Annotated in this window: 34 protein-coding genes and 2 pseudogenes; 31 read left to right on the forward strand and 5 right to left on the reverse strand. The window is 50.4% G+C overall.

Going from position 1 to position 20,645, the window contains the following annotated elements; translation table 11 throughout:
• The 29 genes and pseudogenes from rplB to arfA all read left to right on the forward strand — a co-directional run bounded on the left by rplB (nt 1) and on the right by arfA (nt 14,184).
• Nucleotides 1-822: a 50S ribosomal protein L2 gene (gene rplB, locus G4551_RS01895; protein WP_000301869.1), complete on the forward strand. Its 822-nt coding sequence runs from the start codon at nt 1-3 to the stop codon at nt 820-822.
• Between the two features lie 16 nt (nt 823-838).
• Complete coding sequence (gene rpsS, locus G4551_RS01900; RefSeq protein ID WP_001138115.1) at nt 839-1,117, forward strand: 30S ribosomal protein S19; 279 nt, start codon at nt 839-841, stop codon at nt 1,115-1,117.
• 14 nt (nt 1,118-1,131) lie between these two features.
• Complete coding sequence (rplV, locus tag G4551_RS01905) at nt 1,132-1,464, forward strand: 50S ribosomal protein L22 (RefSeq protein WP_000448832.1); 333 nt, start codon at nt 1,132-1,134, stop codon at nt 1,462-1,464.
• A 17-nt stretch (nt 1,465-1,481) separates the two neighbouring features.
• The gene (rpsC, locus tag G4551_RS01910; RefSeq protein ID WP_000529945.1) at nt 1,482-2,183 is read left to right on the forward strand and encodes a 30S ribosomal protein S3; all 702 of its coding nucleotides are present in this window, start codon (nt 1,482-1,484) and stop codon (nt 2,181-2,183) included.
• Between the two features lie 12 nt (nt 2,184-2,195).
• On the forward strand, nt 2,196-2,606 hold the full coding sequence (gene rplP, locus G4551_RS01915; RefSeq protein WP_000941208.1) for a 50S ribosomal protein L16: 411 nt from the start codon (nt 2,196-2,198) through the stop codon (nt 2,604-2,606).
• A complete protein-coding gene (gene rpmC, locus G4551_RS01920) occupies nt 2,606-2,797 on the forward strand; it encodes a 50S ribosomal protein L29 (RefSeq protein ID WP_000644742.1) in 192 nt (63 codons plus the stop codon). The genes rplP and rpmC overlap by 1 nt, the downstream gene beginning before the upstream one ends.
• Entirely contained in the window at nt 2,797-3,051 is a 255-nt protein-coding gene (gene rpsQ, locus G4551_RS01925; RefSeq protein ID WP_003031120.1) for a 30S ribosomal protein S17, read from the forward strand. Before rpmC ends, rpsQ begins: the two co-directional genes overlap by 1 nt.
• A gap of 163 nt (nt 3,052-3,214) precedes the next feature.
• Entirely contained in the window at nt 3,215-3,586 is a 372-nt protein-coding gene (rplN, locus tag G4551_RS01930; protein ID WP_000613954.1) for a 50S ribosomal protein L14, read from the forward strand.
• 10 nt (nt 3,587-3,596) lie between these two features.
• A complete protein-coding gene (rplX, locus tag G4551_RS01935) occupies nt 3,597-3,911 on the forward strand; it encodes a 50S ribosomal protein L24 (protein ID WP_003031122.1) in 315 nt (104 codons plus the stop codon).
• Nucleotides 3,912-3,925: 14 nt separating this feature from the next.
• A complete protein-coding gene (rplE, locus tag G4551_RS01940) occupies nt 3,926-4,465 on the forward strand; it encodes a 50S ribosomal protein L5 (RefSeq protein ID WP_003031123.1) in 540 nt (179 codons plus the stop codon).
• A 14-nt stretch (nt 4,466-4,479) separates the two neighbouring features.
• Complete coding sequence (rpsN, locus tag G4551_RS01945; RefSeq protein ID WP_003031125.1) at nt 4,480-4,785, forward strand: 30S ribosomal protein S14; 306 nt, start codon at nt 4,480-4,482, stop codon at nt 4,783-4,785.
• A 30-nt stretch (nt 4,786-4,815) separates the two neighbouring features.
• A complete protein-coding gene (gene rpsH, locus G4551_RS01950) occupies nt 4,816-5,208 on the forward strand; it encodes a 30S ribosomal protein S8 (RefSeq protein WP_003031127.1) in 393 nt (130 codons plus the stop codon).
• 12 nt (nt 5,209-5,220) lie between these two features.
• Nucleotides 5,221-5,754: a 50S ribosomal protein L6 gene (gene rplF / locus G4551_RS01955; RefSeq protein WP_003031129.1), complete on the forward strand. Its 534-nt coding sequence runs from the start codon at nt 5,221-5,223 to the stop codon at nt 5,752-5,754.
• 9 nt (nt 5,755-5,763) lie between these two features.
• Complete coding sequence (gene rplR, locus G4551_RS01960; protein ID WP_000358960.1) at nt 5,764-6,117, forward strand: 50S ribosomal protein L18; 354 nt, start codon at nt 5,764-5,766, stop codon at nt 6,115-6,117.
• 14 nt (nt 6,118-6,131) lie between these two features.
• Nucleotides 6,132-6,635 carry a 30S ribosomal protein S5 gene (rpsE, locus tag G4551_RS01965; protein WP_003031131.1) on the forward strand — a complete coding sequence of 168 codons (504 nt, stop codon included), beginning with the start codon at nt 6,132-6,134 and terminating at the stop codon, nt 6,633-6,635.
• Nucleotides 6,636-6,638: 3 nt separating this feature from the next.
• Entirely contained in the window at nt 6,639-6,818 is a 180-nt protein-coding gene (gene rpmD / locus G4551_RS01970) for a 50S ribosomal protein L30 (RefSeq protein WP_001140434.1), read from the forward strand.
• A 3-nt stretch (nt 6,819-6,821) separates the two neighbouring features.
• Nucleotides 6,822-7,256 (forward strand): 50S ribosomal protein L15, encoded by a 435-nt coding sequence (rplO, locus tag G4551_RS01975; RefSeq protein WP_003031132.1) that lies wholly within the window; start codon nt 6,822-6,824, stop codon nt 7,254-7,256.
• A 7-nt stretch (nt 7,257-7,263) separates the two neighbouring features.
• A complete protein-coding gene (secY, locus tag G4551_RS01980) occupies nt 7,264-8,595 on the forward strand; it encodes a preprotein translocase subunit SecY (RefSeq protein ID WP_001118864.1) in 1,332 nt (443 codons plus the stop codon).
• A gap of 30 nt (nt 8,596-8,625) precedes the next feature.
• The gene (gene rpmJ, locus G4551_RS01985) at nt 8,626-8,742 is read left to right on the forward strand and encodes a 50S ribosomal protein L36 (RefSeq protein WP_000868187.1); all 117 of its coding nucleotides are present in this window, start codon (nt 8,626-8,628) and stop codon (nt 8,740-8,742) included.
• A gap of 146 nt (nt 8,743-8,888) precedes the next feature.
• Entirely contained in the window at nt 8,889-9,245 is a 357-nt protein-coding gene (gene rpsM, locus G4551_RS01990; protein ID WP_003031135.1) for a 30S ribosomal protein S13, read from the forward strand.
• A 16-nt stretch (nt 9,246-9,261) separates the two neighbouring features.
• Nucleotides 9,262-9,651, forward strand: a complete 390-nt coding sequence (gene rpsK, locus G4551_RS01995) for a 30S ribosomal protein S11 (RefSeq protein ID WP_003031137.1) — start codon at nt 9,262-9,264, stop codon at nt 9,649-9,651.
• Nucleotides 9,652-9,684: 33 nt separating this feature from the next.
• The gene (rpsD, locus tag G4551_RS02000; protein WP_003031138.1) at nt 9,685-10,305 is read left to right on the forward strand and encodes a 30S ribosomal protein S4; all 621 of its coding nucleotides are present in this window, start codon (nt 9,685-9,687) and stop codon (nt 10,303-10,305) included.
• Between the two features lie 25 nt (nt 10,306-10,330).
• Nucleotides 10,331-11,320, forward strand: coding sequence for a DNA-directed RNA polymerase subunit alpha (locus G4551_RS02005; protein WP_003031139.1), 990 nt, complete (start codon nt 10,331-10,333; stop codon nt 11,318-11,320).
• Nucleotides 11,321-11,360: 40 nt separating this feature from the next.
• The gene (gene rplQ / locus G4551_RS02010; RefSeq protein WP_001216370.1) at nt 11,361-11,744 is read left to right on the forward strand and encodes a 50S ribosomal protein L17; all 384 of its coding nucleotides are present in this window, start codon (nt 11,361-11,363) and stop codon (nt 11,742-11,744) included.
• A 107-nt stretch (nt 11,745-11,851) separates the two neighbouring features.
• A complete protein-coding gene (locus G4551_RS02015) occupies nt 11,852-12,220 on the forward strand; it encodes a DnaJ family domain-containing protein (RefSeq protein ID WP_003842100.1) in 369 nt (122 codons plus the stop codon).
• A gap of 10 nt (nt 12,221-12,230) precedes the next feature.
• Nucleotides 12,231-12,404 (forward strand): annotated as a pseudogene (locus tag G4551_RS02020) (MerR family transcriptional regulator); the annotation flags it as partial.
• A gap of 73 nt (nt 12,405-12,477) precedes the next feature.
• Nucleotides 12,478-13,646, forward strand: a protein-coding gene (locus G4551_RS02025; RefSeq protein WP_085951607.1) for an IS3 family transposase whose coding sequence is annotated in 2 segments (ribosomal slippage) — nt 12,478-12,727 and nt 12,727-13,646 — 1,170 coding nt in all. Because the reading frame shifts where the segments join, the coding sequence is not laid out codon by codon here.
• A gap of 10 nt (nt 13,647-13,656) precedes the next feature.
• Nucleotides 13,657-13,908 (forward strand): annotated as a pseudogene (locus G4551_RS02030) (MerR family DNA-binding protein); the annotation flags it as partial.
• Nucleotides 13,909-13,965: 57 nt separating this feature from the next.
• Nucleotides 13,966-14,184, forward strand: a complete 219-nt coding sequence (gene arfA, locus G4551_RS02035) for an alternative ribosome-rescue factor ArfA (protein ID WP_003828276.1) — start codon at nt 13,966-13,968, stop codon at nt 14,182-14,184.
• Here the strand turns inward: arfA and mscL are convergent.
• The 5 genes from mscL to def all read right to left on the reverse strand — a co-directional run bounded on the left by mscL (nt 14,181) and on the right by def (nt 18,946).
• Nucleotides 14,181-14,594 carry a large-conductance mechanosensitive channel protein MscL gene (mscL, locus tag G4551_RS02040; protein WP_003842149.1) on the reverse strand — a complete coding sequence of 138 codons (414 nt, stop codon included), beginning with the start codon at nt 14,592-14,594 and terminating at the stop codon, nt 14,181-14,183. The genes arfA and mscL overlap by 4 nt on opposite strands.
• 141 nt (nt 14,595-14,735) lie before the next feature.
• Entirely contained in the window at nt 14,736-16,112 is a 1,377-nt protein-coding gene (trkA, locus tag G4551_RS02045; protein ID WP_003031153.1) for a Trk system potassium transporter TrkA, read from the reverse strand.
• Between the two features lie 21 nt (nt 16,113-16,133).
• Nucleotides 16,134-17,423: a 16S rRNA (cytosine(967)-C(5))-methyltransferase RsmB gene (gene rsmB, locus G4551_RS02050; protein WP_003842151.1), complete on the reverse strand. Its 1,290-nt coding sequence runs from the start codon at nt 17,421-17,423 to the stop codon at nt 16,134-16,136.
• A gap of 51 nt (nt 17,424-17,474) precedes the next feature.
• A complete protein-coding gene (gene fmt / locus G4551_RS02055; RefSeq protein ID WP_003031157.1) occupies nt 17,475-18,422 on the reverse strand; it encodes a methionyl-tRNA formyltransferase in 948 nt (315 codons plus the stop codon).
• Between the two features lie 14 nt (nt 18,423-18,436).
• The gene (gene def, locus G4551_RS02060) at nt 18,437-18,946 is read right to left on the reverse strand and encodes a peptide deformylase (protein WP_003031159.1); all 510 of its coding nucleotides are present in this window, start codon (nt 18,944-18,946) and stop codon (nt 18,437-18,439) included.
• Between the two features lie 129 nt (nt 18,947-19,075).
• On the opposite strand from def, the gene dprA reads away from it, so the two are divergent.
• Together dprA and smg are read left to right on the forward strand one after the other, a co-directional pair.
• The gene (gene dprA, locus G4551_RS02065) at nt 19,076-20,200 is read left to right on the forward strand and encodes a DNA-protecting protein DprA (protein WP_003842154.1); all 1,125 of its coding nucleotides are present in this window, start codon (nt 19,076-19,078) and stop codon (nt 20,198-20,200) included.
• Nucleotides 20,172-20,645 carry a DUF494 family protein Smg gene (smg, locus tag G4551_RS02070; protein ID WP_003031162.1) on the forward strand — a complete coding sequence of 158 codons (474 nt, stop codon included), beginning with the start codon at nt 20,172-20,174 and terminating at the stop codon, nt 20,643-20,645. The genes dprA and smg overlap by 29 nt, the downstream gene beginning before the upstream one ends.

Raw genomic sequence — 20,645 nt, forward strand, 5'->3', positions numbered from 1 at the left:
ATGGCAGTTGTTAAATGTAAACCGACATCTCCGGGTCGTCGCCACGTTGTTAAAGTGGTCAACCCAGAGCTGCACAAGGGCAAACCTTTTGCTCCGCTGGTTGAAAAAAACAGCAAATCCGGTGGTCGTAACAACAATGGCCGTATCACCACTCGTCACATCGGTGGTGGTCACAAGCAGGCTTATCGTATTGTTGACTTCAAACGCAACAAAGACGGTATCCCGGCAGTTGTTGAACGTCTTGAATACGATCCGAACCGCTCCGCGAACATCGCGCTGGTTCTGTACAAAGACGGTGAACGCCGTTACATCCTGGCCCCTAAAGGCCTGAAAGCTGGCGACCAGATTCAGTCTGGCGTTGATGCTGCAATCAAAGCAGGTAACACCCTGCCGATGCGCAATATCCCGGTTGGTTCTACCGTTCATAACGTAGAAATGAAACCAGGTAAAGGCGGTCAGCTGGCACGTTCCGCTGGTACTTACGTTCAGATCGTTGCTCGTGATGGTGCTTATGTCACCCTGCGTCTGCGTTCTGGTGAAATGCGTAAAGTCGAAGCAGACTGCCGTGCAACTCTGGGCGAAGTTGGCAATGCTGAGCATATGCTGCGCGTTCTGGGTAAAGCAGGTGCTGCACGCTGGCGTGGTGTTCGTCCTACCGTTCGCGGTACTGCGATGAACCCAGTCGACCACCCACATGGTGGTGGTGAAGGTCGTAACTTTGGTAAGCACCCGGTAACTCCGTGGGGCGTTCAGACCAAAGGTAAGAAGACCCGCAGCAACAAGCGTACTGATAAATTCATCGTACGTCGCCGTAGCAAATAATTTTAGAGGATAAGCCATGCCACGTTCTCTCAAGAAAGGTCCTTTTATTGACCTGCACTTGCTGAAGAAGGTAGAGAAAGCGGTGGAAAGCGGAGACAAGAAGCCCCTGCGCACTTGGTCCCGTCGTTCAACGATCTTTCCTAACATGATCGGTTTGACCATCGCTGTCCATAATGGTCGTCAGCACGTTCCGGTATTTGTTTCCGACGAAATGGTCGGTCACAAACTGGGTGAATTCGCACCGACTCGTACTTATCGCGGCCACGCTGCTGATAAAAAAGCGAAGAAGAAATAAGGTAGGAGGAAGAGATGGAAACTTTAGCTCAACATCGCCATGCTCGTTCTTCTGCTCAGAAGGTTCGCCTTGTTGCAGACCTGATTCGCGGTAAGAAAGTGTCGCAGGCTCTGGATATTCTGACCTACACCAATAAGAAAGCGGCTGTACTGGTTAAGAAAGTCCTGGAATCTGCCATTGCTAACGCTGAACACAACGATGGCGCTGACATTGACGATCTGAAAGTTACGAAAATTTTCGTAGACGAAGGCCCGAGCATGAAGCGCATTATGCCGCGTGCAAAAGGTCGTGCAGATCGCATCCTGAAGCGCACCAGCCACATTACTGTGGTTGTGTCCGATCGCTGAGACTCTGGAGACTAGCAATGGGTCAGAAAGTACATCCTAATGGTATTCGCCTGGGTATTGTAAAACCATGGAACTCAACCTGGTTTGCGAACACCAAAGAATTCGCTGACAACCTGGACAGCGATTTTAAAGTACGTCAGTACCTGACTAAGGAACTGGCTAAAGCGTCTGTATCTCGTATCGTTATCGAGCGTCCGGCTAAGAGCATCCGTGTGACCATTCACACCGCTCGCCCGGGTATCGTTATCGGTAAGAAAGGCGAAGACGTAGAAAAACTGCGCAAAGTCGTAGCGGATATTGCTGGCGTTCCTGCTCAGATCAATATCGCCGAAGTGCGTAAGCCTGAACTGGACGCAAAATTGGTTGCTGACAGCATCACTTCTCAGCTGGAACGTCGTGTTATGTTCCGTCGTGCTATGAAGCGTGCTGTACAGAACGCAATGCGTCTGGGCGCTAAAGGTATCAAAGTTGAAGTTAGCGGCCGTCTGGGCGGCGCGGAAATCGCACGTACCGAATGGTACCGCGAAGGTCGCGTACCTCTGCACACTCTGCGTGCTGACATCGACTACAACACCTCTGAAGCGCACACCACTTACGGTGTAATCGGCGTTAAAGTGTGGATCTTCAAAGGCGAGATCCTGGGTGGTATGGCTGCTGTTGAACAACCGGAAAAACCGGCTGCTCAACCTAAAAAGCAGCAGCGTAAAGGCCGTAAATAAGGAGCGTCGCTGATGTTACAACCAAAGCGTACAAAATTCCGTAAAATGCACAAAGGCCGTAACCGCGGTCTGGCTGCTGGCGCGGATGTTAGCTTCGGCAGCTTCGGTCTGAAAGCTGTTGGCCGTGGTCGTCTGACTGCCCGTCAGATCGAAGCAGCACGTCGTGCTATGACCCGTGCAGTTAAGCGTCAAGGTAAGATCTGGATCCGTGTATTCCCGGACAAACCGATCACTGAAAAGCCGCTGGCAGTGCGTATGGGTAAAGGTAAAGGTAACGTGGAGTATTGGGTTGCCTTGATTCAGCCGGGTAAAGTCCTGTATGAAATGGACGGCGTACCGGAAGAGCTGGCCCGTGAAGCATTCAAGCTGGCAGCAGCGAAACTGCCGATTAAAACCACCTTTGTAACTAAGACGGTGATGTAATGAAAGCAAAAGAGCTGCGTGAGAAGAGTGTTGAAGAGCTGAACACCGAGCTGCTGAATCTGCTGCGTGAGCAGTTCAACCTGCGTATGCAGGCTGCAAGTGGCCAGCTGCAACAGTCTCACCTGTTGAAGCAAGTGCGTCGTGACGTCGCACGCGTTAAGACTTTACTGACTGAGAAGGCGGGTGCGTAATGACCGATAAAATCCGTACTCTGCAAGGTCGCGTTGTTAGCGATAAAATGGAGAAATCCATCGTTGTTGCTATCGAACGTTTTGTGAAACACCCGATCTACGGTAAATTCATTAAGCGTACGACCAAACTGCACGTACATGACGAGAACAACGAATGCGGTACTGGTGACGTGGTTGAAATCCGCGAATGCCGTCCGCTGTCCAAGACTAAGTCCTGGACGCTGGTTCGCGTTGTAGAGAAAGCCGTTCTGTAATACAGTAGGCATTCTCAACGAATAAACGGCTCAGCGATGAGCCGTTTATTTTTTCTACCCATATCGTTGAAGCGGTGTTATAATGCCGCGCCCCCGATATGGGGCTTTTTTAACGACCTGATTTTCGGGTCTCAGTAGTAGTTGACATTAGCGGAGCACTAAAATGATCCAAGAACAGACTATGCTGAACGTCGCCGACAACTCCGGTGCACGTCGCGTAATGTGTATCAAGGTTCTGGGTGGCTCGCACCGTCGCTACGCAGGCGTCGGCGATATCATCAAGATCACCATCAAGGAAGCAATTCCGCGTGGTAAGGTCAAAAAAGGTGATGTGCTGAAGGCGGTAGTGGTGCGCACCAAGAAGGGTGTTCGTCGCCCGGACGGTTCTGTCATTCGCTTCGATGGTAATGCATGCGTTATTTTAAACAATAACAGCGAGCAACCTATCGGTACGCGTATTTTTGGGCCGGTAACTCGTGAACTTCGTAACGAGAAGTTCATGAAAATTATCTCTCTGGCACCAGAAGTACTCTAAGGAGCGAATCATGGCAGCGAAGATCCGTCGTGATGACGAAGTTATCGTGTTAACCGGTAAAGATAAAGGTAAACGCGGTAAAGTTAAGAATGTCCTGTCTTCCGGCAAGGTCATTGTTGAAGGTATCAACCTGGTTAAGAAACATCAGAAGCCGGTTCCGGCCCTGAACCAACCAGGCGGCATCGTAGAGAAAGAAGCAGCTATTCAGATCTCTAACCTTGCTATCTTCAACGCGGCAACCGGCAAGGCTGACCGTGTAGGCTTTAGATTCGAAGACGGCAAAAAAGTCCGTTTCTTCAAATCTAACAGCGAAACTATCAAGTAATTTGGAGTAGTACGATGGCGAAACTGCATGATTACTACAAAGACGAAGTAGTCGCTAAACTCATGACTGAGTTTAACTACAATTCTGTCATGCAAGTCCCTCGGGTCGAGAAGATCACCCTGAACATGGGTGTTGGTGAAGCGATCGCTGACAAGAAACTGCTGGATAACGCAGCAGCTGACCTGACAGCAATCTCCGGTCAAAAACCGCTGATCACCAAAGCACGCAAATCAGTTGCAGGCTTCAAAATCCGTCAGGGCTATCCGATCGGCTGTAAAGTAACTCTGCGTGGCGAACGCATGTGGGAGTTCTTTGAGCGCCTGATCACTATTGCTGTTCCACGTATCCGTGACTTCCGTGGCTTGTCCGCTAAGTCTTTCGACGGTCGTGGTAACTACAGCATGGGTGTCCGTGAGCAGATCATCTTCCCAGAAATCGACTACGATAAAGTCGACCGCGTGCGTGGTTTGGATATTACCATTACCACTACTGCGAAATCTGATGAAGAAGGCCGTGCTCTGCTGGCTGCCTTTGACTTCCCGTTCCGCAAGTAAGGTAGGGTTACTGAATGGCTAAGCAATCAATGAAAGCACGCGAAGTAAAGCGCGTAGCTTTAGCTGATAAGTACTTCGCAAAACGCGCTGAACTGAAAGCTATTATCTCTGATGTGAACGCGACCGACGAAGATCGTTGGAACGCAGTTCTCAAGCTGCAGTCTCTGCCGCGTGATTCCAGCCCGTCCCGTCAGCGTAACCGCTGCCGTCAAACAGGTCGTCCGCATGGCTATGTGGGCAAGTTCGGGTTGAGCCGTATCAAACTGCGTGAAGCCGCCATGCGCGGTGAAGTACCAGGCTTGAAAAAGGCTAGCTGGTAATTACCAATTGAATCACGGGAGTAAAGACAGATGAGCATGCAAGATCCGATCGCGGATATGCTGACCCGTATCCGTAACGGTCAGGCCGCGAATAAAGCTGCGGTCACCATGCCTTCCTCCAAGCTGAAAGTGGCAATTGCCAACGTGCTGAAGGAAGAAGGTTTTATTGAAGATTTTAAAGTTGAAGGCGACACCAAGCCGGAACTGGAACTTACTCTCAAGTATTTCCAGGGTAAAGCTGTTGTAGAAAGCATTCAGCGTGTCAGTCGCCCAGGTCTGCGCATTTATAAGCGTAAAGACGAGCTGCCGAAAGTTATGGCTGGCATGGGTATCGCAGTTGTTTCTACCTCTAAAGGTGTTATGACTGATCGTGCAGCGCGCCAGGCTGGTCTTGGTGGCGAAATTATCTGCTACGTAGCCTAATCGGAGGAAAAAATGTCTCGTGTTGCTAAAGCACCGGTCGTTATTCCTGCCGGCGTTGATGTAAAAATCAACGGTCAGGTTATTACGATCAAAGGTAAAAACGGCGAGCTGACTCGTACTCTCAACGATGCTGTTGCAGTAAATCATGCAGATAATGCACTGACCTTCGGTCCGCGTGATGGTTACGCAGATGGATGGGCTCAGGCTGGTACCGCGCGTGCCCTGCTGAATGCAATGGTTGTCGGTGTTACCGAAGGCTTCACTAAGAAGCTTCAGCTGGTTGGTGTAGGTTATCGTGCAGCGGTTAAAGGGAATGTAGTAAACCTGGCTTTAGGTTTCTCTCACCCAGTTGACCATCAGCTGCCTGCGGGAATCACTGCAGAATGTCCGTCTCAGACTGAAATCGTGCTGAAAGGCGCTGATAAACAGCTGATCGGTCAGGTTGCAGCAGATCTGCGCGCCTACCGTCGTCCTGAGCCTTATAAAGGCAAGGGTGTTCGTTACGCCGACGAAGTCGTGCGTACCAAAGAGGCTAAGAAGAAGTAAGGTAACACTATGGATAAGAAATCTGCTCGTATCCGTCGTGCGACCCGCGCACGCCGCAAGCTCCAGGAGCTGGGTGCAACTCGCCTGGTGGTACATCGTACCCCGCGTCATATTTACGCACAGGTAATTGCACCGAACGGTTCTGAAGTTCTGGTAGCTGCTTCTACTGTAGAAAAAGCTATCGCTGAACAATTGAAGTACACCGGTAACAAAGACGCTGCTGCAGCTGTAGGTAAAGCTGTTGCTGAACGCGCTCTGGAAAAAGGCATCAAAGATGTTTCTTTTGACCGTTCCGGGTTCCAATATCATGGTCGTGTCCAGGCACTGGCAGATGCTGCCCGTGAAGCTGGCCTTCAGTTCTAAGGTAGAGGTGTAAGATGGCTCACATCGAAAAACAAGCTGGCGAACTGCAGGAAAAGCTGATCGCGGTTAACCGCGTATCTAAAACCGTTAAAGGTGGTCGTATTTTCTCCTTCACAGCTCTGACTGTAGTTGGTGATGGTAACGGTCGCGTTGGTTTTGGTTACGGTAAAGCGCGTGAAGTTCCAGCAGCGATCCAGAAAGCGATGGAAAAAGCCCGTCGCAATATGATTAACGTCGCGCTGAACCACGGCACCCTGCAGCACCCGGTTAAGGGTACTCACACGGGTTCTCGTGTATTCATGCAGCCGGCTTCCGAAGGTACCGGTATCATCGCCGGTGGTGCAATGCGCGCCGTTCTGGAAGTCGCTGGAGTTCGTAACGTTCTGGCTAAAGCGTATGGTTCTACTAACCCGATTAACGTGGTTCGTGCAACTATCGATGGCCTGGAAAATATGAAATCTCCGGAAATGGTCGCTGCCAAGCGTGGTAAATCCGTTGAAGAAATTCTGGGGAAATAAACCATGGCAAAGACTATTAAAATTACTCAAACCCGCAGTGCAATCGGTCGTCTGCCGAAACACAAGGCAACGCTGCTTGGCCTGGGTCTGCGTCGTATTGGTCACACCGTAGAGCGCGAGGATACTCCTGCTGTTCGTGGTATGGTCAACGCGGTTTCCTTCATGGTTAAAGTTGAGGAGTAAGAGATGCGTTTAAATACTCTGTCTCCGGCCGAAGGCTCTAAAAAAGCGGCTCGCCGCCTGGGTCGTGGTATCGGTTCTGGCCTCGGTAAAACCGGTGGTCGTGGTCACAAAGGTCAGAAGTCTCGTTCTGGCGGTGGCGTACGTCGCGGTTTCGAGGGTGGTCAGATGCCTCTGTACCGTCGTCTGCCGAAATTCGGCTTCACTTCACGTAAAGCAGCGATTACAGCGGAAGTTCGTCTGTCTGACCTGGCTAAAGTTGAAGGCGGTGTTGTAGACCTGAACACGCTGAAAGCAGCTAACATTATCGGTATCCAGATCGAGTTCGCGAAAGTGATCCTGGCTGGTGAAGTCACTACTCCGGTAACTGTTCGTGGCCTGCGTGTTACTAAAGGCGCTCGTGCTGCTATCGAAGCTGCTGGCGGTAAAATCGAGGAATAAGTAGCAGATGGCTAAACAACCGGGATTAGATTTTCAAAGTGCCAAAGGTGGCTTAGGCGAGCTGAAACGCAGACTGCTGTTTGTAATCGGCGCGCTGATTGTGTTCCGTATTGGCTCTTTCATTCCGATCCCTGGTATTGATGCCGCTGTACTTGCCAAACTGCTTGAGCAACAGCGAGGCACCATCATTGAAATGTTTAACATGTTCTCTGGTGGTGCTCTCAGCCGTGCTTCTATCTTTGCTCTGGGGATCATGCCGTATATTTCGGCGTCGATCATTATCCAGCTGCTGACGGTGGTTCATCCAACGCTGGCAGAAATTAAGAAAGAAGGGGAGTCTGGTCGTCGTAAGATCAGCCAGTACACCCGCTACGGTACTCTGGTGCTGGCAATATTCCAGTCGATCGGTATTGCTACCGGTCTGCCGAATATGCCTGGTATGCAGGGCCTGGTGATGAACCCAGGCTTTGCATTCTATTTCACCGCTGTTGTAAGTCTGGTTACAGGGACGATGTTCCTGATGTGGTTGGGTGAACAGATTACTGAACGTGGTATCGGCAACGGTATCTCAATCATTATCTTCGCCGGTATTGTAGCGGGACTCCCGCCAGCCATTGCCCATACTATCGAGCAAGCGCGTCAAGGCGACCTGCACTTCCTCGTGTTGCTGTTGGTTGCAGTATTAGTATTCGCAGTGACGTTCTTTGTTGTATTTGTTGAGCGTGGTCAACGCCGCATTGTGGTAAACTACGCGAAACGTCAGCAAGGTCGTCGTGTCTATGCTGCACAGAGCACACATTTACCGCTGAAAGTGAATATGGCGGGGGTAATCCCGGCAATCTTCGCTTCCAGTATTATTCTGTTCCCGGCGACCATCGCGTCATGGTTCGGGGGTGGGACTGGTTGGAACTGGCTGACAACAATTTCGCTGTATTTGCAGCCTGGGCAACCGCTTTATGTGTTACTCTATGCGTCTGCAATCATATTCTTCTGTTTCTTCTACACGGCGTTGGTTTTCAACCCGCGTGAAACAGCAGATAACCTGAAGAAGTCCGGTGCATTTGTACCAGGAATTCGTCCGGGAGAGCAAACGGCGAAGTATATCGATAAAGTAATGACCCGCCTGACTTTGGTTGGTGCGCTCTACATTACCTTTATCTGCCTGATCCCGGAGTTCATGCGTGATGCAATGAAAGTACCGTTCTACTTCGGTGGGACCTCACTGCTTATCGTTGTTGTCGTGATTATGGACTTTATGGCTCAAGTGCAAACTCTGATGATGTCAAGTCAGTACGAGTCTGCATTGAAGAAGGCGAATCTGAAAGGCTACGGCCGTTAACAGTCGCCCGAGAAGTTACGGAGAGTAAAAATGAAAGTTCGTGCTTCCGTCAAGAAATTATGCCGTAACTGCAAAATCGTTAAGCGTGATGGTGTCATCCGTGTGATTTGCAGTGCCGAGCCGAAGCATAAACAGCGCCAAGGCTGATTTATTCGCATATTTTTCTTGCAAAGTTGGGTTGAGCTGGCTAGATTAGCCAGCCAATCTTTTGTATGTCTGTGCGTTTCCATTTGAGTATCCTGAAAACGGGCTTTTCAGCATGGTGCGTACATATTAAATAGTAGGAGTGCATAGTGGCCCGTATAGCAGGCATTAACATTCCTGATCAGAAACATGCTGTGATCGCATTAACTTCGATCTACGGCGTCGGCAAGACCCGTTCTAAAGCCATTCTGGCTGCCGCGGGTATCGCTGAAGATGTTAAGATCAGTGAGCTGTCTGAAGAACAAATCGACACGCTGCGTGACGAAGTTGCCAAATTTGTCGTTGAAGGTGATCTGCGCCGTGAAGTTAGCATGAGCATCAAGCGCCTTATGGACCTTGGTTGCTATCGCGGTTTGCGTCATCGTCGTGGTCTCCCGGTTCGCGGTCAGCGTACCAAGACCAACGCACGTACCCGTAAGGGTCCGCGCAAACCGATCAAGAAATAATCGGGGTGATTGAATAATGGCAAAGGCACCAATTCGTGCACGTAAACGTGTAAGAAAACAAGTCTCTGACGGCGTGGCTCATATCCATGCTTCTTTTAACAACACCATCGTTACCATTACTGATCGTCAGGGTAACGCACTGGGTTGGGCAACAGCCGGTGGTTCCGGTTTCCGTGGTTCTCGCAAATCCACTCCGTTTGCAGCTCAGGTTGCAGCAGAGCGTTGCGCTGAAGCCGTAAAAGAATACGGTATCAAGAATCTGGAAGTTATGGTCAAAGGACCGGGTCCAGGTCGCGAATCTACTGTTCGTGCTCTGAACGCCGCTGGTTTCCGCATCACTAATATTACTGATGTGACTCCGATCCCTCATAACGGTTGTCGTCCGCCGAAAAAACGTCGCGTATAACGCTGTCGTTTCTAGGATTGTTGGAGAAAGAAAATGGCAAGATATTTGGGTCCTAAGCTCAAGCTGAGCCGTCGTGAGGGCACTGACTTATTCCTTAAGTCTGGCGTTCGCGCGATCGATACCAAGTGTAAAATTGAACAAGCTCCTGGCCAGCACGGTGCGCGTAAACCGCGTCTGTCTGACTATGGTGTGCAGTTGCGTGAAAAGCAAAAAGTTCGCCGTATCTACGGTGTGCTGGAGCGTCAGTTCCGTAACTACTACAAAGAAGCAGCACGTCTGAAAGGCAACACCGGTGAAAACCTGTTGGGTCTGCTGGAAGGTCGTCTGGACAACGTTGTATACCGTATGGGCTTCGGTGCCACTCGTGCAGAAGCACGTCAGCTGGTCAGCCATAAAGCAATTATGGTAAACGGTCGTGTTGTTAACATCGCTTCTTATCAGGTTAGTCCGAATGACGTTGTTAGCATTCGTGAGAAAGCGAAGAAGCAGTCTCGCGTGAAAGCCGCTCTGGAGCTGGCTGAGCAGCGTGAAAAGCCAACCTGGCTGGAAGTTGATGCTGGCAAGATGGAAGGTACGTTCAAGCGTAAGCCGGAGCGTTCTGATCTGTCTGCGGACATTAACGAACACCTGATCGTCGAGCTTTACTCCAAGTAAAGCTTAGTACCAAAGAGAGGACACAATGCAGGGTTCTGTGACAGAGTTTCTAAAACCGCGCCTGGTAGATATCGAGCAAGTGAGTTCGACGCACGCCAAGGTGACCCTTGAGCCTTTAGAGCGTGGCTTTGGCCATACTTTGGGTAACGCACTGCGCCGTATTCTGCTCTCATCGATGCCGGGTTGCGCGGTGACCGAGGTTGAGATTGATGGTGTACTACATGAGTACAGCACCAAAGAAGGCGTTCAGGAAGATATCCTGGAAATCCTGCTCAACCTGAAAGGGCTGGCGGTGAGAGTTCAGGGTAAAGATGATGTTATTCTTACCTTGAATAAATCTGGCATTGGCCCTGTGACTGCAGCCGACATTACCCATGATGGTGATGTCGAAATCGTCAAGCCACAGCACGTGATCTGCCACCTGACCGATGAGAATGCATCTATTAGCATGCGTATCAAAGTTCAGCGCGGTCGTGGTTATGTGCCGGCTTCTACCCGAATTCATTCGGAAGAAGATGAGCGCCCAATCGGCCGTCTGCTGGTCGACGCATGCTACAGCCCTGTAGAGCGTATTGCCTACAATGTTGAAGCAGCGCGTGTAGAACAGCGTACCGACCTGGACAAGCTGGTCATCGAAATGGAAACCAACGGCACAATCGATCCTGAAGAGGCGATTCGTCGTGCGGCTACCATTCTGGCTGAACAACTGGAAGCTTTCGTTGATTTACGTGATGTACGTCAGCCGGAAGTTAAAGAAGAGAAACCAGAATTCGATCCGATCCTGCTGCGCCCTGTTGACGATCTGGAATTGACTGTCCGCTCTGCTAACTGCCTCAAAGCAGAAGCTATCCACTATATCGGTGATCTGGTACAGCGTACTGAGGTTGAGCTTCTTAAGACGCCTAACCTTGGTAAAAAATCTCTTACCGAGATTAAAGACGTGCTGGCTTCCCGTGGACTGTCTCTGGGCATGCGCCTGGAAAACTGGCCACCGGCAAGCATCGCTGACGAGTAACCGGATCACAGGTTAAGGTTTTACTGAGAAGGATAAGGTCATGCGCCATCGTAAGAGTGGTCGTCAACTGAACCGCAACAGCAGCCATCGCCAGGCTATGTTCCGCAATATGGCAGGTTCACTGGTTCGTCATGAAATCATCAAGACGACTCTGCCGAAAGCGAAAGAGCTGCGTCGCGTAGTTGAGCCGCTGATTACTCTTGCCAAGACTGATAGCGTAGCTAATCGTCGTCTGGCATTCGCCCGTACTCGTGATAACGAGATCGTGGCAAAACTGTTTAACGAACTGGGCCCGCGTTTCGCGAGCCGCGCCGGTGGTTACACTCGCATTCTGAAGTGTGGTTTCCGTGCAGGCGACAACGCGCCGATGGCATACATCGAGCTGGTTGATCGTTCAGAGAAAACAGAAGCTGCTGCAGAGTAATCTGTAGTAACGTAAAAAAACCCGCTTCGGCGGGTTTTTTTATATCCGTCATATCCCCACTTATCTACAATATCTGTACTCTTTTTGTTCATCCCCTGGAGTGTTGTATGTGGTTACTGGACCAGTGGGCAGAGCGCCATATCATTGATGCACAATCTAAAGGTGAGTTTGATGATTTACCGGGAACGGGTAAACCGCTGACTCTTGACGATGACTCCCATGTCCCGACTGAACTCCGAGCTGGATACCGTTTATTAAAAAATGCAGGTTGCCTTCCTCCTGAGCTCGAGCAACGCAGAGAAGCAATACAGCTGCTTGAAATACTCGCGGGGATCCGCAAAGATGATCCAAGTTATCCGGAGGTGAGCCGAAGACTGTCGCTGCTGGAACTTAAACTTCGGCAGGCTGGACTCAGTACCGAGTTTTTGCGCGGTGACTACGCAGATAAGCTGCTAAAAAAGATCAACGATGAATAGCGGAGAGAGCATGTACCGAATTGGTGAAATAGCGAAACTGGCTGACGTGACGCCAGATACTATCCGCTACTATGAAAAGCAGCAGATGATGGAGCATGAAGTGCGTACTGAAGGCGGATTTCGCCTCTATACAGAAAGCGATCTTCAGCGCCTGAAGTTTATTCGTTATGCCCGCCAGCTTGGTTTGTAGTGGTTTACTGAATTTGGCCACCTGAACAGAGGTGATATGCTCACCTCAGAACATTACAGGTGCCTCAATGAAAAAAAGAAATTTCAGCGCAGAGTTTAAACGTGAATCCGCTCAACTGGTCCTTGATCAGAACTACACCGTTGCAGCTGCGGCCAGTGCTATGGATGTGGGTCTTTCTACCATGACGCGATGGGTAAAGCAGTTGCGGGATGAACGACAGGGCAAAATACCTAAAGCCTCCCCTATAACCCCGGAACAGATTGAAATACGTGAGCTGAAGAAAAAGCTACAACGCATTGAAATGGAAAACGACATATTAAAAAAGGCTACCGCGCTCTTGATGTCAGACTCCCTGAACAATTCTCGTTAATCGGGAAACTCAGAGCGCAGTATCCTGTGGTCACACTCTGCCACGTGTTCGGGGTTCATCGCAGTAGCTACAAATACTGGGAGAAAAGCGCCGAAAAGCCAGACGGCTGGCGAGCTGTGTTACGCAGCCAGGTTCGGGAGCTGCATAACATCAGCCATGGCTCTGCTGGCGCAAGAAGTATCGCCATTATGGCAACCCTGAGAGGCTTCAGAATGGGACGCTGGCTTGCTGGCAGGCTCATGAAAGAACTGGGGCTGGTGAGTTGTCAGCAGCCTACCCACCGGTATAAACGTGTTGGTCATGAACACATCGCTATCCCGAATCGCCTTGAGCGACAGTTCGCAGTGACAGAACCTAACCAGGTGTGGTGCGGCGATGTGACGTACATCTGGACAGGCAAGCGTTGGGCTTACCTTGCAGTTGTTCTCGATCTGTTCGCAAGGAAACCAGTGGGCTGGGCAATGTCATTCTCGCCGGATAGCAAGCTGACCATCAGAGCGCTGGAAATGGCGTGGGAAGCTCGCGGTAAACCAGTCGGAGTGATGTTCCACAGTGACCAGGGTAGCCACTATACAAGCAGGCAGTTCCGGCAGTTACTGTGGCGTTGCCAGATCAGGCAGAGTATGAGCCGACGTGGAAACTGTTGGGACAACAGCCCGATGGAACGCTTCTTCCGTAGTCTGAAAAACGAGTGGGTGCCAGTGACAGGTTATATAAACTTTAGCGATGCTGCTCATGCGATCACAGACTATATCGTCGGGTATTACAGCTCGCTAAGGCCGCATGACTATAACGGTGGGTTGCCCCCAAACGAATCGGAAAACCGATACTGGAAAAACTCTAAAGCCGTGGCCAGTTTTAGTTGACCACTACAGTTTCACTCTGGAGTCGATCCGCGAATTGCTTTCGATCCGTGTTGATCCCGAGCACCATACCTGTCAGGAATCAAAAGGGATCGTCCAGGAAAGACTGCAAGAAGTCGAAGCACGTATTGCCGAACTTCAGACGATGCAGCGGTCTCTGCAGCGATTGAATGATGCATGCTGCGGCAAGTCACACAGCAGCGTGTACTGCTCTATTCTTGAAGCTCTTGAGCAAGGCGCCAGTGGAACAACATCAGGCTGTTGATTTCTTGAACTGCCGGGTCTACACTCGCGGCGTAAATTACTACAAACTGGAGATATTATGAGTCGTTATCAGCACACCAAAGGGCAGATAAAGGACAACGCCATTGAGGCGCTCCTGCATGACCCACTGTTCAGACAGCGCGTTGAGAAAAATAAGAAAGGGAAAGGAAGTTATCTACGTAAAGGCAAACATGGCAATCGGGGTAACTGGGAGGCCAGTGGCAAGAAAGTAATTAACTTTTTTACCACTGGCCTTCTTGTTTCAGTGAGTGCTTAAGAGCGGTTATTCTGTTCTTTCAGCAGGTCACGAATTTCACTCAGTAATACTTCTTCTTTCGATGGCGCTGGCGGTGCTGCCGGCTCCTCCGCTTTTTTACGGTTCAGTTTGTTGATCAGTTTGATTGCCATAAAGATAGCAAACGCAACAATAACGAAATCGAAGACATTCTGAATAAATACACCGTAATGCATGACCACGGCAGGGATGTCTCCCTGTGCATCACGTAGTGTTAAAGCAAACTGTTTAAAATCAATTCCACCAATTAACAACCCCAGTGGCGGCATGATGATATCGGCAACCAGTGATGAAACAATCTTACCGAATGCCGCACCAATAATGACACCCACTGCCAAATCGACAACATTCCCGCGCATCGCGAATTCGCGAAACTCTTTAATAATGCTCATTTTATTCTCCCTATGCAGCTGACGTTTATAAGTTTAACAAATGTTTAGGCAATTTCCATTTATGTATTGCCGAAAGGAAAATTTATTAGACCATGAAATATAAAGGGAAATAAAAAGGGCGCTGTATTAGCACCCTTTTTATTACAGGAAGAAAGGACTTGGCTGGAATAGTCGCTCGACGTCGGTAATAAACTTTTTATCTGTCAGGAACATAATTACGTGATCGCCCTGCTCAATGCGCAGGTTATCGTTGGCAATCATCACATCGTTACCACGCACAACGGCGCCAATAATGGTTCCAGGGGGAAGTTTAATTTCATCAATTGAGCGTCCCACCACCCGAGATGTTGTTTCATCCCCGTGTGCGACGGCTTCAATGGCTTCCGCGACGCCACGGCGTAGTGAAGAAACGCCGACAATGTCAGCTTTACGTACGTGACTGAGCAACGCGGAGATGGTCGCCTGCTGCGGTGAAATAGCAATATCGATCACGCTACCTTGCACCAGATCGACGTATGCTCTGCGTTGGATTAACACCATCACTTTCTTGGCACCCATCCGTTTGGCAAGCATCGCCGACATGATATTCGCTTCATCATCGTTGGTCACTGCGATGAACAGATCTACCTGATCGATATGTTCTTCGGCCAGTAACTCTTGATCCGAAGCATCACCAAAAAAGACGATCGTATTTTGCAGTTTCTCTGCAAGTTCGGATGCTCGCTGTTGATTACGTTCGATCAGTTTGACGCTGTAATCTTTTTCCAGACGACGAGCAAGACCCGCTCCGATATTACCGCCGCCTACTAACATAATGCGTTTGTACGGTTTTTCCAGACGTTGCAGTTCACTCATTACGGCGCGAATATGCTGTGATGCCGCAATAAAGAAGACTTCATCACCCGCTTCAACGATCGTAGAACCTTGTGGACGGATTGGTCGATCATGACGGAAAATCGCCGCAACACGGGTATCGATGTGCGGCATATGTTCACGCATTGTTGACAGCGCATTACCGATAAGCGGCCCGCCGTAATAGGCTTTTACTACTGCCAGACTGACTTTACCTTCGGCAAAATTGACCACCTGCAATGCACCCGGATATTCAATCAGTCGATAAATGCTATCGATAACCAGTTGCTCCGGCGCAATCAGGTGATCGATAGGTACCGCATCGGATTGGAATAGCTTGTCCGCATCACGAACATAATCCGGTGAACGAATACGGGCGATGCGATTAGGCGTATTAAACAGTGAATAAGCTACCTGGCAGGCAACCATATTTGTTTCATCTGAGCTGGTTACGGCAACCAGCATATCGGCATCGTCGGCCCCAGCTTCACGCAGTACGCGAGGATGTGAACCGTGCCCTTGCACGACGCGGAGATCAAACTTGTCCTGCAGGCTGCGCAGGCGTTCACCATTGGTATCGACTACCGTGATATCGTTGTTCTCTCCGACCAGGTTTTCAGCCAGCGTACCGCCAACTTGCCCTGCGCCCAGAATGATAATTTTCATCAGTCGCGACCCGTTATCCCATCACTTTTTGATTAGCTTAGCGTAAAAGAAGCCATCGCCATCTTCCGCACCCGGTAAATTCTGACGTCCGGGTTTTTCCGGCGTACCGGTTTCGCTTAATACCGCATCCGGCGTGCGTGCCAGGAAGGCGGTAATTTGCTGCTGGTTTTCTTCTGGCAGGATAGAGCACGTTGCATAAACCAGCGTGCCGCCAGGTTTAAGATGTAACCAGGTTGCATTCAGGATCTCGGCCTGCAGCTGCGCAAGTTCGGCAATATCCCGATCGCGACGCAGCCATTTGATGTCTGGATGGCGACGTATCACCCCGGTGGCAGAACACGGAGCATCTAGCAAAATACGGTCAAACTGTTGTTCGCCACACCATTGTTGTGGATATCGACCATCACCCTGTTTTACGGTTGCATTCATGCCCAGACGTTTCAGATTGTCGTAAACGCGCGATAAGCGTTTTTCATCCACATCGACGGCCATGACGTTAGCTTGCGGAGCAACTTCCAGAATGTGCGTCGTTTTACCGCCCGGCGCGCAGCACAGGTCGAGGATCTGTTCACCGTTCTCCGGCAACAGATAAGTTACACATCCTTGAGCTGAAGCATCCTGGACGGTTACCCAGCCTTCATCAAAGCCTGGGAGGGCGTGTACAGGAGCCGGCGTTTCCAGACGCACTGCATCCGGATAATCCGGATGTGGGAAGCCGGTTAATCCTGCTTCGCTAAGCAGGTCCAGCCAGGCGTCGCGCGTATGGTGGTTACGATTGACACGCAGCCACATCGGTGGTCGCTGATTATTGGCTTCAAGAATAGCTTCCCACTGCTGCGGATAAGCGGCCTTAATACGTTTCACCAGCCAGGAAGGGTGTAAGAAACGTAAATCGCTTTGCGCGAACTCGGCCAGCAGTTCATCCTGACGGCGTTGAAACTGGCGCAACACGCCGTTGATCAACCCTTTAAGCTGCGGACGCTTTATGACAACCGCACCTTCAACAGTCTCAGCCAGCGCAGCGTGCGGTGGAATACGGGTATGCAGCAGTTGGTAGAAGCCCACCATGATCAGATAGTGAACGGTACGCTGTTTACCCGTCATTGGACGTTCCATCAACTGCTGGATCATCCACTCCAGTTGGGAGAGAGTGCGCAATACGCCGAAGCAAAGTTCCTGCAACAGCGCTTTGTCTTTATCAGCAACTTTTTGCTGCATGGCAGGCAGCACGTTGCTTAATGACTGTCCTTTTTCGACAACCTGTTCGACGGCCTGGGCCGCCATACTGCGTAAATTAAGATGTTTTTTCATAAGCGCAAAAATAAAAATGCCCGGAAACACCGGGCTTAAAGAGATGAACCGTCAGACCAGACGGTTACCGGGTACAAACCATTCCCGGCGTGAATTAAGCAGATCCTGCGCGCTCATGGCTTTTTTACCGGCAGGCTGCAAAGAGACGAGATTCAGGATGCCGTCGCCCGTTGCGACCTGAATACCCTGCTTTGTTGCCTCCAGAATGGTGCCTGGCGCAGCCTGGGTGTTTTCCGCAATAACCGAAGCTTGCCAGACTTTCACTGGTTGACCGTCGATTTCAAGCCAGCTCATTGGCCATGGGTTAAAGGCGCGGATGCAGCGTTCCAATTGAACAGCCGAAAGCGACCAGTCGATACGGGCCTCTTCTTTGCTGAGTTTTTCTGCATGCGTAACCAGTGATTCATCTTGTACCACCGGGTTTATTGTGCCGGCAGCCAGCTGTTTTAGCGTTTCAATCAGCCCCTGCGGCCCCAAATCTGCCAGCTTATCGTATAACGAACCGCTGGTATCTTCCGCCGTAATCGGGCAAGACAGCTTAAGCAGCATATCTCCGGTGTCGAGGCCAACATCCATCTGCATGATGGTTACACCTGTTTCGGTGTCACCTGCCCACAGTGAGCGCTGGATCGGTGCTGCACCACGCCAGCGTGGAAGCAGGGAGCCGTGAACGTTGATACAACCCAGACGCGGCATTTCCAGTACGGTTTTTGGCAGAATCAGGCCATATGCCACCACCACCATCACGTCTGCGCGTAAATCAGCAACCAACTGCTGGTTTTCCTGAGGGCGAAGAGAGACAGGTTGGAAAACCGGTATCCCTTTTTCTTCCGCCAGCACTTTGACCGGGCTGGGCATCAGCTTTTTACCGCGTCCCGCCGGGCGGTCCGGTTGGGTAAACACGCCAACGACGTTGTGTCCAGAAGACAACAGCGCGTCGAGATGACGCGCTGCAAAGTCAGGTGTACCCGCAAAAATAATACGTAGTGAGTCTGACACGTTGATTCTTGTCCTTAAGCTCGGGCGTTCAGGCGGTCGAGTTTTTCAACTTTCTGACGAATACGTTGTTGCTTCAACGGAGACAGATAATCGATAAACAGTTTACCGACCAGGTGATCCATTTCATGTTGAATGCAGATAGCCAGTAGGCCATCGGCTTCCAGTTCAAAAGATTTGCCGTTGCGATCGAGCGCACGAATTTTTACTTTCTCTGCGCGTGGTACTAACGCACGCTGTTCAGGAATCGACAGACAGCCTTCTTCAATGCCGGTTTCGCCGTCTTTTTCCAGCAGCTCTGGGTTAATGAGTACCAACTGCTCGTCGCGGTTTTCAGAGACATCAATAACGATGATGCGCTGATGAATATCGACCTGTGTTGCTGCCAGGCCGATACCTTCTTCGGCATACATCGTTTCGAACATATCATCAACGATGCGCTGAATTTCTGCATTCACTTCTTCGACCGGTTTTGCGACTTTGCGAAGGCGCTCGTCCGGAATATGTAACACTTGCAAAACTGACATAGTTATCCAGAGTTGTGTTCAGGAGTTGAAAAGATTATTACCTCTATTCTAGACAAAACCCCCTCTGATTGACAGCATCAGTGACCAATCGCAAAGATTGCCAGGACTGCTTGTGGCAGGGGGACAAGGATGACCCAAATCGAAATTTGGCTACGTTTAGCGCAAGTGAATGAACTGTATGGTGATGAGATGGTGCGCATTGCCCACTGGCTCAATACTCAACCGTCGATTAGCAACGCGGTACTCCTGCAGGCAGGATTCTCTCCCCGCCAGGCAAGGCGCTTTTTAACCTTTTCGGATCTGACGCTGGAAAAAACGTTGCGTTGGCTTGAACAGCCTAACCACCATTTTGTGGTTGCCGACAGCGAGCATTACCCGCCACAGCTCCGTGCGATTGAGGATTATCCTGGGGTGCTTTTTGTCGCAGGAAATCCCGCATGTCTTCGCTCGTTCCAGGTGGCCGTTGTCGGCAGCAGACAGCACTCCTGGTATGGCGAACGCTGGGGGCGATTGTTTTGTGAAAAGCTTGCAGCATGTGGTGTGACGATCACCAGCGGTCTGGCCCGGGGAATTGATGGCGTGGCACACAGTGCTGCGATAAACCGACAAGGCACAAGTATTGCGGTGCTGGGAAATGGACTTGAGACCATTCACCCACGACAGCATATCCGTCTTGCTCAGCGACTGATTGAGGCAGGTGGTGCACTGGTGTCTGAGTTCCCATTAGATACGCTCCCTTTGCCACGCAATTTTCCCCGACGAAATCGCATTATCAGTGGTCTAAGTAAAGGTGTACTGGTCGTCGAAGCTGCACAGCGTAGCGGGTCACTGGTTACTGCTCGCTGTGCACTGGAACAAGGGCGGGAGGTGTTTGCTTTACCAGGGCCGATTGGGAGCCCGGGAAGTGAAGGCCCGCATTGGCTAATTCAGCAGGGAGCCATGCTTGTGACGACACCAGAGGAAATTCTTGAAAATTTGCAATATGGGCTGCAATGGTTGCCAGATGAACCTGAAAAATCAATTTATTCGCCAGATCACGAAGAGGTGGCATTGCCATTTCCGGAGCTCCTGGCTAACGTAGGAGATGAGGTAACACCTGTTGACGTCGTCGCTGAACGTGCCGGCCAACCTGTGCCAGAGGTAGTGGCTCAACTGCTCGAACTGGAGTTAGCAGGGTGGATCGCAGCTGTACCCGGCGGCTATGTCCGATTGAGGAGGGCATGCCATGTTCGACGTACTAATGTATTTGTTTGAGACATATATCCATAACGAAGCTGAGCTGCGTGTGGATCAGGACAAACTGGAACGGGATCTTACCGACGCTGGTTTTGATCGTGAAGACATTTACAACGCGTTACTTTGGCTGGAAAAGCTTGCTGACTATCAGGATGGCCTTGCTGAACCTATGCAACTGGCATCTGACCCTCTTTCTATACGTATTTATACTGCGGAAGAGTGCGATCGACTGGATGCAAGCTGTAGAGGATTCCTGTTATTCCTGGAGCAGATTCAGGTGCTAAACCTCGAAACGCGAGAAATGGTCATTGAGCGTGTACTCGCGCTGGATACGGCAGAGTTCGATCTGGAAGACCTGAAGTGGGTAATCCTGATGGTGCTATTCAACATTCCAGGTTGTGAAAATGCCTATCAGCAAATGGAAGAATTACTCTTTGAAGTGAATGAAGGTATGCTGCATTAA

The organism is Citrobacter freundii ATCC 8090 = MTCC 1658 = NBRC 12681 (assembly GCF_011064845.1).
GTDB classification, from domain to species: domain Bacteria; phylum Pseudomonadota; class Gammaproteobacteria; order Enterobacterales; family Enterobacteriaceae; genus Citrobacter; species Citrobacter freundii.